Below are 12,135 nucleotides of genomic sequence, written 5' to 3'. Positions count from 1 at the left end.
GATCTAATCAATTACCTGAATTTAGGTCTCTTCCAGCCGGCTGATTTCGATATGACAAATATCTGTGTGGATTTCATGTTTAAGCCCTAAATGCTTTTTCGAATCTTTGCCAGAGATTTTCTGGTTCTTCAAGCCCTACTGAGACTCTTAAGAGATGTCTTGGCAATCCGCATTCTTCAGCCCATTCCAATTCGTTGTAATGAGCTAAAAGCACATATGGGCAAGCCAAGGTGAAGTTTGTACCAAGGCTGGGACCTTTACAGACCTCCAGGGCATCATAAAATCTTTTTGCTTTTGAGATGCCTTCCTTAAGTTCGAACGACAGCAAGCAACCATGTCCTGCACCAGGGCGCATAAGAGAATGAAAGTTTGGACATTTTTCTGGGTGTAGCACCCTTGAAACTTCAGGATGTTGCTCAAGCCTTTTTTTTAGGGTTAAGCAGGATTGATTTAAAAGTATTAGCCTATTAATTACATCTTGGCTGGTTAGTTCCAGAGCAATACTATCGGAGTCTGATAGTGAGCTAAATGAGGCTGCTTGAACTTTTTTTAAAAGTACTTCTCGCCAAGGAGAATGAGGGCTAATAACAAGAGAACCTGCAAGGATGTCTCCTCGTCCTGCAAAACTTTTGGTGAGTGAGGTGAAAACGATATCAGAATATGGCAGGACATTTATATTTACAGCTGAGCCAATTGTGTCATCAACGATCACAGGTATTCTTTTTTGATGAGCGATCTTTGAGACTCCTTGTAGATCAATACATTGAAGCAATGGATTGCTTGGCAATTCAATGATGATTGCTGCCGGTTTTATTTGATCTAGTTTTTTACTTAATTTTAATAGGTCCGTCTCTAGTATTAGCTCACCCCCTGAGAAAATAACTTGTGGAAGTTTGAGTACATCTACGTATGGGAAACCTATTTGGATTGTGGGTTTCCCAGGTTGTAATTCTGTAATTACTTCTAAAGCACTATATAGAGCTGCCATCCCTGAAGGATGAAGGGAAAAGAGACCCTCCTCACACTCATAAATTTTAGCCAAACGTTTTATTATTTTATCTCTAGCTTCAATGCCTGACTTTTGTAATGGAGCTTGTTCTTTGTTTAGTGCTATTGCGGCTTGTCTAGAGGAGGCTCCAAGGCCAGTGTGTTGCCAAAAAGCCTTAGCATCTGCGGTTGTTTCATTGCTTGCAATCAAACAGTGCAATCCATGAAACTCAGTGATAGATGTTTGTGCATTTTGACAAACTTTTTGACAATGAAGTTGAGCTTTCTTTGCTGTTTTTAGATCTGGGTATGGCCAGGCAGTGCTGTTTGCGAAACCGCTTAGTCGAATTGCTTGGTTGGCAACTTCTGAAACCAGTGGGTTAAGACCGAAACGTGGATAAATTGCCTTTAGGGCTTTTGTACATATGGGATCTTTTTCTTCATAGGCAACAACATCATTCCATCTAGGTAGGGCCACGGAGACTGCGTGAGGGCTGTCTGGCAAGGCAGCGCCAAGGTCCTTGGCGGACCAGCATGGGTGTTTTAGAAGATCTCTTGGACTCACTTGGTTTGTGCAAATGCTTGATTTAGGTCATCAATTAGATCCGATAAATCTTCACACCCAATTGAAAATCGCACCAAATTTTCATCTATTCCTAAGTGCTTTTTCATTTCTGAATCAACTGAAGCATGAGTCATCGTTGCAGGATGACATACCAGGCTTTCAATTCCACCAAGGCTTTCAGCCATGGTGAAATGCTTAAGAGCTTTGCAGAAAAGATAAGTATCTTTGGCATCCCCATTAACCCTCGCTGTAATTATTCCTCCTCCGGATTGCATTTGCTTTTTCGCTATTGCTTGTTGGGGATGGTCTGAGCGGAAGGGATAGCGAATCCAGTTGACTCTTGGATGTTTTGCGAGTTCATCAGCAATAGCAGCTGCATTAGCGACCTGACGTTCTAATCTCAGTGGGAGGGTTTTAATCCCACGAGTAATTAGCCAACAATCAAAAGGTGATGGCTGTAGTCCAAGTGCCTTTTGTGCAAAGCACAATCGCTCTTGCCACAGCTTGTCATGTGTACATATTGCCCCTCCAAGTGCATCCGAATGGCCATTTATATACTTAGTTGTACTGGTTAACGAAAGTGTTGCCCCAAGTTCTAGGGGACGCTGAATAATTGGTGTCGAAAAGGTATTGTCAACTACTACAGGTATTCCCCCTGAAGAAGCTACTTCGCAAACTTCTTTTATATCTATAATTTTTAAAAGTGGGTTAGTCGGACTTTCCAGCCAGACCATGGCTGGTTTAATAGTTTTTATAGTATTTAATGCTTCGGGAGTTGTGAAGTCGACCCATTGAGTTCTTATACCAAATTTCTCAAATACTTTCTCAAATAATCTAACGGTACAGCCGTATAAATTCTCCTCACATAGCACGAGATCTCCTGACTTGAGAGTTGAGGCTATAGCGGTAATAGCGCTTACTCCAGAAGCAAATACTGACGAAAACTTACAGACTTCAATAGATGAGAGCAATGATTCAAGGATGCGGAAATTGGGGTTCCCAGAGCGTGTGTAGTCGAAGCCTTCTGGGTTCCCATGCATAAAGGTTGAGCTGGGAAAAATCGGAGGCATGACCGTTCCGGTCTCGGACGCGAAGCTTTTGCCGTGATGGATTGCTCTTGTATTTAGGCCAGGAAGGTTCTTAGGGTTTTGGTTTGCCAAGACCACTCTTTGGAAGTGCTTTCATAAGGCTACGGAATAGCAAGGTTCTACCTTTTAATTCCTAAAGGTCTTATGAATGGATCTTAGTTAGTTCTAAAACCAATTTGCATTGCTTGTAAACCAATCACCCTGGCCATTGTTCACAAATGATCTTGACCATGCTCGCAAGTGGTTGAAAGAAGCATGGCGGGCTTCCCCAGCCCACCCTCAGTTGCCTCAGTTGGTTCATTGGGGTTTAAGCCTTGGCCTGTACGAAGAGGTGGAAGATTGGCTTGCTGATTACACAAATGAACTGCCAATTCTTTATCAGCAGAAGATCCATTATCGCATTGCTCGTATTAAAGGTAAGGCAAATCCTTACTTGACATTGGTTACAGAAAAACGAATGGAGAAAGTTGCTAATGAGTTTAAGTCGAGATCTAGCAAAGATAGTTCTAGTATTAGGATAAATATTAATGGCGGAATAGGAGACCACCTACAATTTTTCTCACTTTTATTTTGGTGGAATAGTCTTACAGCTAAATCAGTTCATGTGGAGATAAGTCAAGGTAGAGCTGAGCAATTTGGTGAACTTTTACAATATTTACCTTTCGTGGAATGGACTATAATTTCAAATGAAAGTGATGATCCAGTTTCATGTTATACCTCATTGGACTTTGAACTAATTACTTCTTATATGTACTCTCGTCTGAGCTATGCATCATGGTTGATTGATTCCTATAGCTCTGGAGATACTTCAAAAGGCTTTGTTTTTTGTTGGCAATCTAAAGGAGTTGATGACTTGCTTTCTTGTTTTATGCGTTCTGTTCAGTTCGAAGATGTTTGTTGCTTTTATAAACAACTACGAGATAAATACCCAAAGGTCGTAATTATTGATATAACAGATTGGAATTTGTGGGAGAAATTCATCCTGAAGGGTATGGGCATTGATCTGTATTCACCATTCGACAAAAAATTAATTGACCTTATAACCCTAATATCAGATTTTCGCGTCTTCACCATTGATACTGCTTTAGCGCATCTTTGTGCTTCTATGGGGAAAAAAGCTACAATTTTATTACCTCTTTACCCCGATGAGAGATGGTATGAATTAGCTAAGCCAAGTTGTAGTTATGGCAGCTACTTACAGCTGTTAAAGCAGAGCCGTTTCGGCTGTTGGAAAAATGAGCTTAAATTTATAGCGGATACCATATAAATATTTCTTTGTTTACTTAGTTGTTGAGCTTAGAGTATTTTTAGACCACCTATACCATTCTGGTTTTTGATCAATTTTCAGTTTAATTCGTTCCCTTATTATTCTTAGGTCTTTTGCATTAGGGGCCCAGTCGTTATAAAGTTCATTTGGCCATTGATCTCTTTTGAATTTACGGTTAGGATCAGTCTTCATGCCTCTCAATTGCATTTCCTTGATCAGACTAATATACCTTTTATGAAGATACTTTCCTTTGTTATAAAAGAACTTGACGTGCCCCTTATTTAATGTAAACTCTTGGGGAAGCTCTTTAATAGTTTTGTTCCAGGATTTAGCCTTTAAGGATCTTTGTAAAGCAGAGCCGACCATAAAAATCTCACGATATTCGGCTAAAAGATGCTGGTCTGACAATTCTCTAGGACATACTAAATTAATCCTGGTCATCTTGTTGCACTTGTAAATAAATTATTTTACTATCTCATAAACTTTTAACTTTTATCTACACTATTCTCTGAGCTAGGTAGATTGTCGTATTTATTTGATTTTAAAGGTACCTCCCATTAAAGTTTTAATGTTTATTTTCTATATTTATTATGAGTAAATTCATTTTATACATAGAGTCTCTACAAATATATTCTTAAAGATGATTAACAAGTCTAAACAACGCGCCTCCTCGAGGCCTGTTGTCAGGTAATCCCATATAGTTATTATGTGCATAGGTGCTATTCAACCAAATGCTGATGAAGACTATTCAGAAACTGTTGCTGCTGGTTGCGCCGCTAGTCTTTGTAAGTACAACATTTCTTTTTTTTAATGCCCCTGTTCAAGCTTTGATTAAAGGTTGGACTCCTCCCTCTCAGGAAACTCCTCTTCAGGATGAAAATATCGATAGTTCTGAGAGCAAGGTAATGCTTCCAAGTGAAGAAGATAACGATTTAGGGAATCAAGACGTTGTTGCCGAAGATCAAAATTATGAAAATTCAGTATTTGAGGATGACCAAGTCTTTCCGTTTATTTCAGGCTTTGACTCTTACAGGTAACATAAACGTTTGAATTATTACTTCATACATGACTTGGTTAAGCTGAGAATAGTTGGGCACGAATATTAGTTGCATCTAAGGCCTTAAGAATAGCAATTGGATGCTTGTTTAATTTTTTACAAGGTTTAAAAATTTTTAAATAAGCCATAATATTGGTTAGTAATCCGATTTATTTAAACAGTTCATAGGATGATGCAGCGTAACTTTCTGAATATAGAACTTTTCAGTTGAGCAACTCTTTTAGTTTGAATTGCTACATAAATGACAGGTTATGTAGTAATTGATGCTCTGTTTAGCGAGGGTTTCAAGATAAATGTCCACTAGTTAAGGTTATGTAAAAGTTGATACTACCAACCCTTGATTTGCTCAATATATTCCATATACGTTGCTTTTCTGTTATGAGAAAGAAAAATGTATCTCGCAGACTTGATTTAGTTAAATTAATCATGAATCGATTTAATGCTAGTCCTGCCATGGCTTTTAGCCGCATGAATTTCATGCCTACTCTTAAGCAGAATGATTTATATGATGAGTATTGGTTGCGTGAATGTGAGCTCCAAGATAGAGAGTATGAGGTATGAATAATACCAAATATAGAGCATTAGACCTTAATGCTTCCTATGAAGCAATCTTAGAGTTCTTTGAGTTTGCCCCCTATGAAAGGGACCACTTGTGGTATTTAAGTAATCAACGAATAAAAAATCTTAGGACTGAGAGATTAGCTAGATTTTATGTAGCTAGAGATGAAAAGTCTTTTGATGGCATATCTCTTGAATAGATCCTTAAAACCATGGATAGTGTTTAAAGGCCTCCTAAGATCAAGTACTTCATTTTAGGAGGCCAAGTTTCAATGTTGAAATTTACATGGATTCATACTTTATTCCTAAAATACCTAGTTCTCTGAGGAATGTATTAAGTATATTTTACATAAAAAATGTAAGTTAAATACCTGACTCATTACTTCTATTTAGGAGTAGTCCGTCCCAAATGAATGAACTTCCCGACAAAGTACTGGGAAAGATTAATTTTTAAGCTGATAAATCAGGAGTTTTTGTGTTCGTTCTAAAGCTCCATTTCGGATTGAGATCACCGGTTGTCATGCCCTGAATCTGAGTGACTGATAAATCACCAGCTGTATAAAGAGCTTCTAGAGAACCTTTGGCATATATGCCAATCCCATTGAGGCCTTTGGCGGTGGTTTCTTGAAAGCTTAGTTCCGGGGTAAATACACCTAAAATTTTGATTTCGTCATTGGTATCTAGCCCTTCGATGATGTCGACTTTTTCGCCATTTGGATTATTACCAGCTTTTCCATAGTTCCAATTGAATAGATGTTGATCCGATTTGATGGCAATGAGATCTTTGGCGCCATCTTTTTCTGAGCGGAAAGTATTCCAACCAAAGTCACCGTGGAGTTCATCGGCACCCGCACCACCTGTGATGATGTCTCGCCCATTACCGCCATGAATCAAGTCATCGCCTGCTCCACCATCCAAAATATCCCATCCGGCTAAACCTCTTAGGGTTTCATTGCTGGAGCTGCCATGGACGAGAGAACCAGATTTTATTGGCTGGTTAAAAATAATTTGTTTGGCTTGTACAATTTCATTCCCATCAGCTGAAGATTTTGTGATTCGGTTTATCTTTATATGATCACCCCATGTATTAGTTTTTATCTCCAGAAGTCTATTTTCAGGTGAATCTATTTTCTGTAAGCTTCCAGATTCAAGTGAGTCAAACCAGTAACCTAATAAATCTTTTAAATTGGCTTTGTTGTCAAATTTATATACAATATTGGTGCCTTCTTCTTTGCTTTCCTCAGGCCACGCTGAACTTAAGGCATTCATGTCATTTGCAGAGAAGTTATTTGGCCAATAATTTAACCTAGGTGTCCTATAAGCCATAACTGTATCTTCTGGGTAGGCACTAAGCCATGGCGAAGTAATCCCTCCCCATATATCTCCATCACTACTTTCAAAAGGATGTTCAAGCCCAAACGTGTGTCCTAGCTCATGTATTAATGCGTATTTTAAATAGTTTGTATCACCGGCGAATGCTGGTTCATCAATGAATATCTCCCAATATTTTCTATTGGCCTCTGAATTTAGAACAGCTAAGCCAAGAACACCACTATCTCCTTCTATGTTGATGTCAGAATCAAAATAAACAGCTATATCACTATCTCTGCTATTACCTACAAAACGAAAATCAAGGTCTAACTCTTTATCGATAGACAAAACCTGCTCTTCGATGAATATTCGGTATTCTTCATTTATTATTAAACTGTTAATGTACTGTGCACCATACATTCCTCCCCCAACATAGACTGGACCCTTTTTATTGTGCAGATAAATGTCAAGGTAATTATCTGACTTAACTATATCTCTGGTGATATCAACCCATCCTTGATCTATTAGGTATTCACTAGCTATCGATGGCATTGAAGTTGATTTCTAAGCACTTCAATATAACTTCTAAACTAATAAATCTGGTGTTGCTACTCCTGTTGGGTCGCAACAATGAGGTGTGAGCGTGACTATTGTCTCGATTGATGGTCGTTTTGGCTGAATAAAGCCCTCTAAAGCAACATACTGTAGCTCCCAATACCACTACCTCTCTTTGCGGTTACTTCTCCAATGCCAAGATCACCTGTTGCGATGCCAAAATCCAAATTCCATGATTTGCTATAAATCCAATTGCATAGATGCTGATCTGATTTGATTGAGATCAGTTTTCTGCTTCACCTGGTCCTGAACAAAAGTATTCCAGTCAACGTTTTCGTAGATTTCATCAGCACAAGCATGAACTGTTGCGATGTCTCTCTCGTCCGTTGCTCTCATGTACTAAATCATCTCCCGCGCTGCAATCAAGAACAACGCAGCCTGCCAAGCCTTGAAATGTGTCAGTTCCATTTCCACCTTCTAAACGAGCCGGATTTAAGGGGGGTGATTAAAGATAATTTGCTTGGTTTGAATTAAGCCTCCTGAAGATGAGCCTCTAGAGAGACCAATGATACTTATTATTTGATCCTAAATATCGGTTTAAATGCTGACTTGGGTATCCAAATATCTTCACTTTGAGAAGAAAGAGTTCTAGAGTCGCCAAACCAATTACTCACTAGTGGGACTCCTTTGAGAACCGGTTGGCAACTCGATTTCGTCTAGGCAGTAAATGAAGCGATCAGGAGCCTTCAGCTGTGATCAATGAATGGAATAGAGCCTATTGCTATTGGGGGGATGACGACAATCCTGCCCATCACTGTTTGTCTTCCTGGCTTCTTACAAGTACTCACGGAGACTTGGTCCGTCTACTAAACACCCAGTAGTGGAGAAGGGGCTTCGATTCATCAGCTTGAAAATATGTCGTTTTAACCCTCGAAATGTTGTTGAGACGGAGCAAAGTAATCAGACTTACGGAAAGAGTTACACCACTTCTTCTTAGAAGATTTATTCATGAGAACAAAAATGTCCCCTAGAAGGGCATTGCTTACTTCGGCAATAATGACGATAGTGCCAACTCTTCTATTTTTTATTGCTTCTGAGAACGCCTCATTCTATGGGCTTTCAATAGCTTCAATACTCATTAATTGGATAGTCATCCGTTGGCTTGATGATCGTCAATGGTATAGAGAATGGAAGAGCGAGGAGTAAGTCTTTTAATTAAAAACATCAGCATGAGAGGGGACTGAGATCACCAATGCTTAATCTTATGGGGTTTGGTTTGAAACGTAGCAATACATAGACCTATCCCAATCTGCCAAGCCAAAGCCTGGGGGCGAAGAAGAAGACCGCCTAGACTTCCTAGATACTCTAGGTATTACGACCTATTCACAGATAGAGGGGGGCTGCCTTAAGGTTTTGTACCTTTTTGGCTGATTTAAGGATCTTCGTTGCTCCTTAATTGAAAACTAATGCTTCGTAAGTACGTCTAAATAATTATGAGTAACTATTGGGGATATGAAAAAGAAATAGACCTTTATTTATATTCAGGGCAGAAAACATCTACAGATGAGGCAGATTATTTATATGAACTTGCTGATGATGGTTTCGTTGCCAATCTAAAATTGCATGAGCATACTGGAGAAAATGGAGAACATTATTTACCGACTTCTTACTGGAGGGTCGTAAGTACAAATGGTGATTTCAATTACAATTCAGACGGGGGTTTATTTTCCTTTACAATAAAAAATCTCTCATTTTCGGTTGCAAGCTTTTACAAGGATGGGACTTTCAAAGAAATAGCCCGCTCTTACGAGATCAACCCAGGTTATTTTAGGGAATTAACCTGGCCTAGTGTTAATTTAGATGATATTTGGACTGGAGTAAATTATGCTTATCAAAATTATGAGATTACAGATAGTGATATAGAAATAATAGGCACAACACCTTCTCGAGATAGAAACTCAATAGAAGGCAAAATTCATTCTGAATATTTATATGATGGTTGGTGGGACAATCCCTGGGAAACTTTTCTAGATGGATCTAAGTCATTAGGTGGTGAAAATTCTGGGGGTGGATCCAATCAAATCAATACTTTTGAACTAAATACAACCACTAGCACCAAAGATTTAGTTGGTCAATTATTTGCCAGCACATCAGATAGGCCCAGTCGATCTTTAGACCTTTCTCCTGAAAAGTTACTCAAAATAGAAACAACTACTTGGAGCAAAGAAATCAAAGTCAATCGTGTTTCAGAGGCTTCGAGTAACGGGAGTTATTTACAAGCTAAGCAGATTGAATTCAATCAGCCAGTTAAATCAGGCTCGGTTCTCCTTGGTGGCAATAACAGTGACACATTAAGAGGCTTGGCCGGATGGGATATTTTGGATGGTGGAGCAGGCGATGACTTGATTCATGGCGGTAATGGGCGAGACATCATCACAGGTGGTGCGGGTGCCGATGAACTCCACGGTGACTTTGGTTGGAATACTTTCCGCTCAGAAAAAGATGGCGCCAAAGATCTCATTGCCATCAAATCAGATCAACATCTCGCCAATTGGATATATGGCAAAGTCGGCAATAACCCCAATGGAGAAAAAGTCGACATCATCGAGGGCTTAGATGCCTTTGATGAAATCAAAATCATTGGGGTCTTCACTCCAGATTTAACCTTTGCCCAAACAACAGCCAAAGGTGTCAGTGGTGTTGGCATCTATGCCAAAGGCGCCTTAGAAGCTCTCTATACCGGAGGGGATTTATCCGTTGGTCAAATACAAGGGATGACTACTGGTGATCCCACCGCGAAATGGAGCTATCGCACCAATGCCACAACGCCTGATCTGCTCGCGTAAAACAACTTATGAAAAGATTGGTAGTTTACAATCACATTCCTAAAACAGGTGGCAGCTATATAAATACTATTCTTAGAAAAGAATATGGTGATTTATATTACTCCCTTACAAGCGAAGATATAAAGAAGTCTAATTTCCCTGAAAATGCAAGTTGCATTAGTATTCACAATACGTTTATTGATAAGGACTATTTTGATTCACTAAAACAAGGTATATCCCAATACGAAGAAGTTAAGTTTGTTACATGTTTTAGGCATCCACTCGCAAGACTTATCTCAGGTGTAAAACATAACAGAAGAGAGGGTCGCTATGAACACTATTCTTATGCGAGACTTCTTAAAGGGCCATATAAGGACTTCTCTTATTCCAGCCTAATTGCCATGAAAAATCTTAACCCTACTTATCATTACGCAGATGTGAGCATTGATAGTCTGATAGGTTTGATGACTAATGATTCAAGGGAAAACGAAAGTGTTTATGATTTTGCAAATACCATAGGCCAAACCATGGCATTCTCTTTAGGTAATCCGGACAATGTTTTTACTGCAAATGCAAAAATTAGAGGGTTAGTTGCTTCTGGAATCAAGCATTTCTTTGTGAATAAAAAATTGTTCGATTTCATAGGAGGTCCTGAATATGCTGTAGTTGGAACAACAGAGAAAATGAATCAATTTATAACAGACTTGCTAGATGCAGACATAATCTCGAAGAAAACTTATGATTATGCAAATAGCCTTGAGAGAGTAAATGTAGGAGAAGAGAGCAAATTGGATAATCTGAAGACAGAACTTGCTGTTAAGTTTTTCATTCAATACCCAATTGACTTTTATTTGTGGGACTACTTCTTTGCCCTTTAAATTAGAATCAATTTAATAGTACTTACGGAATTATGCGCTGGTATTTAAGAAATCAAGCGGTGATGGGAACGTTGGCATCGGTCTATGTATTGCGCTTGGTTTGGCTCACTATCTGATGAATTAGTGAAATTTGCTGGCAAGAAAGGCTCTATTTTCGGCCGATCTATGGGTCCATACAGGCCTCGTAAAAGAAGAACTCTTCTGGCAAAATTGAAAAGTAATCGGCTAAAAGAATTTCATCTATTTCGAAGGAACTCTTGAGTTTAAGCTGAATCTCCTCCGATGAATTTGCTTTGGGAATCGACTCAGGTATTGCTGATAAAACTCCTAAACACTCTAACTTTTTGAGAAAATCTGGCATGCATTCAGTAATTCCATAAACTTGGTAGAATTTCCGGATATAGGTTGAGATGTATTTAGGTAGTGTTTGTCTTGTAGAAGTTGCTATTTTCCTGGTTTGACATATATGACCAAAAAAATTCTTTCCATAGAATATGGAGCTTTTTGAATTTGGATCATAAACAGATTGAATAGAAGCAAGCCACCATTGAGAATAAATAGTTATAGGAAGTCCTGTTGGATCAATAAAACTGTACTCAGCTTGGGAACTATTCAAACCTAGTTCGATTTTCTTCAGAGCAGCTTTCAACCAAAAGTTAATGCTAACAGCCTGTGGTATGTATACCTGGTTTGTCCCACATTCGACCCCCCCTGCATATTTTTTTGTAGGATTCCTTGCTGAATGACCGCAAAAACTTTTAAATCTACTTATTGGATTTCTGCCAAGTATAATACGAGTTATATTTGGATCCTTCATGATTAATCCTAAGTGTGAAGGACTAACTCCATAGATTTCCGAACTTATAAAGAATACTTTCTTGGACAACCAATATGTCAATTCACCTATAGATGTACTGGGTGAGAGAACGTGATAATTTTCTTTGTATTCTGATTTGGCTAGGAGGTTAATTGTTGTCCCGCCACATTTTGCAATATGATTAAAAAATACTCTCATACATGTTTGGAGGGAAAAAGTAGAGATAA

General features: G+C 38.8%; 13 protein-coding genes. 7 read left to right on the top strand and 6 right to left on the bottom strand.

Going from position 1 to position 12,135, the window contains the following annotated elements:
• Positions 1-79 precede the first annotated feature (79 nt).
• Positions 80-1,552 (bottom strand): PLP-dependent transferase, encoded by a 1,473-nt coding sequence (locus tag SOI83_RS03910; protein WP_320677337.1) that lies wholly within the window; start codon positions 1,550-1,552, stop codon positions 80-82.
• Positions 1,549-2,712, bottom strand: a complete 1,164-nt coding sequence (locus SOI83_RS03905; protein WP_320677628.1) for a PLP-dependent aspartate aminotransferase family protein — start codon at positions 2,710-2,712, stop codon at positions 1,549-1,551. Before SOI83_RS03905 ends, SOI83_RS03910 begins: the two co-directional genes overlap by 4 nt.
• Positions 2,713-2,848: 136 nt before the next feature.
• Between SOI83_RS03905 and SOI83_RS03900 the strand changes: the two genes are divergently transcribed.
• Positions 2,849-3,907: a hypothetical protein gene (locus SOI83_RS03900; RefSeq protein ID WP_320677336.1), complete on the top strand. Its 1,059-nt coding sequence runs from the start codon at positions 2,849-2,851 to the stop codon at positions 3,905-3,907.
• A 12-nt stretch (positions 3,908-3,919) separates the two neighbouring features.
• Here SOI83_RS03900 and SOI83_RS03895 read toward each other — a convergent pair whose 3' ends face one another.
• Positions 3,920-4,348 carry a pyrimidine dimer DNA glycosylase/endonuclease V gene (locus SOI83_RS03895; RefSeq protein WP_320677335.1) on the bottom strand — a complete coding sequence of 143 codons (429 nt, stop codon included), beginning with the start codon at positions 4,346-4,348 and terminating at the stop codon, positions 3,920-3,922.
• Positions 4,349-4,644: 296 nt separating this feature from the next.
• On the opposite strand from SOI83_RS03895, the gene SOI83_RS03890 reads away from it, so the two are divergent.
• The 3 genes from SOI83_RS03890 (at position 4,645) to SOI83_RS03880 (ending at position 5,722) form a co-directional block, all read left to right on the top strand.
• Positions 4,645-4,944, top strand: coding sequence for a hypothetical protein (locus SOI83_RS03890; protein ID WP_320677334.1), 300 nt, complete (start codon positions 4,645-4,647; stop codon positions 4,942-4,944).
• 398 nt (positions 4,945-5,342) lie between these two features.
• The gene (locus SOI83_RS03885) at positions 5,343-5,525 is read left to right on the top strand and encodes a hypothetical protein (protein ID WP_320677333.1); all 183 of its coding nucleotides are present in this window, start codon (positions 5,343-5,345) and stop codon (positions 5,523-5,525) included.
• Entirely contained in the window at positions 5,522-5,722 is a 201-nt protein-coding gene (locus SOI83_RS03880; RefSeq protein ID WP_320677332.1) for a hypothetical protein, read from the top strand. Before SOI83_RS03885 ends, SOI83_RS03880 begins: the two co-directional genes overlap by 4 nt.
• 250 nt (positions 5,723-5,972) lie before the next feature.
• Here SOI83_RS03880 and SOI83_RS03875 read toward each other — a convergent pair whose 3' ends face one another.
• Positions 5,973-7,385 (bottom strand): zinc-dependent metalloprotease family protein, encoded by a 1,413-nt coding sequence (locus SOI83_RS03875; RefSeq protein ID WP_320677331.1) that lies wholly within the window; start codon positions 7,383-7,385, stop codon positions 5,973-5,975.
• A gap of 243 nt (positions 7,386-7,628) precedes the next feature.
• The gene (locus SOI83_RS03870) at positions 7,629-7,784 is read right to left on the bottom strand and encodes a hypothetical protein (RefSeq protein WP_320677330.1); all 156 of its coding nucleotides are present in this window, start codon (positions 7,782-7,784) and stop codon (positions 7,629-7,631) included.
• 612 nt (positions 7,785-8,396) lie between these two features.
• On the opposite strand from SOI83_RS03870, the gene SOI83_RS03865 reads away from it, so the two are divergent.
• From SOI83_RS03865 to SOI83_RS03855, 3 genes are all read left to right on the top strand, one after another.
• Entirely contained in the window at positions 8,397-8,594 is a 198-nt protein-coding gene (locus SOI83_RS03865) for a hypothetical protein (RefSeq protein WP_320677329.1), read from the top strand.
• 287 nt (positions 8,595-8,881) lie between these two features.
• Positions 8,882-10,234: a hypothetical protein gene (locus tag SOI83_RS03860; protein WP_320677328.1), complete on the top strand. Its 1,353-nt coding sequence runs from the start codon at positions 8,882-8,884 to the stop codon at positions 10,232-10,234.
• A gap of 8 nt (positions 10,235-10,242) precedes the next feature.
• Positions 10,243-11,091 (top strand): sulfotransferase family 2 domain-containing protein, encoded by an 849-nt coding sequence (locus SOI83_RS03855; protein WP_320677327.1) that lies wholly within the window; start codon positions 10,243-10,245, stop codon positions 11,089-11,091.
• A 163-nt stretch (positions 11,092-11,254) separates the two neighbouring features.
• Here the strand turns inward: SOI83_RS03855 and SOI83_RS03850 are convergent, their stop codons facing one another.
• Complete coding sequence (locus SOI83_RS03850; RefSeq protein WP_320677326.1) at positions 11,255-12,106, bottom strand: hypothetical protein; 852 nt, start codon at positions 12,104-12,106, stop codon at positions 11,255-11,257.
• Between the last annotated feature and the right edge of the window lie 29 nt (positions 12,107-12,135).

The sequence above is a fragment of the Prochlorococcus sp. MIT 1300 genome, assembly GCF_034092375.1.
Lineage (GTDB): Bacteria > Cyanobacteriota > Cyanobacteriia > PCC-6307 > Cyanobiaceae > MIT-1300.
Note: the sequence above shows the minus strand (reverse complement) of the source record. Positions and strands in the feature narration are given on the sequence as shown.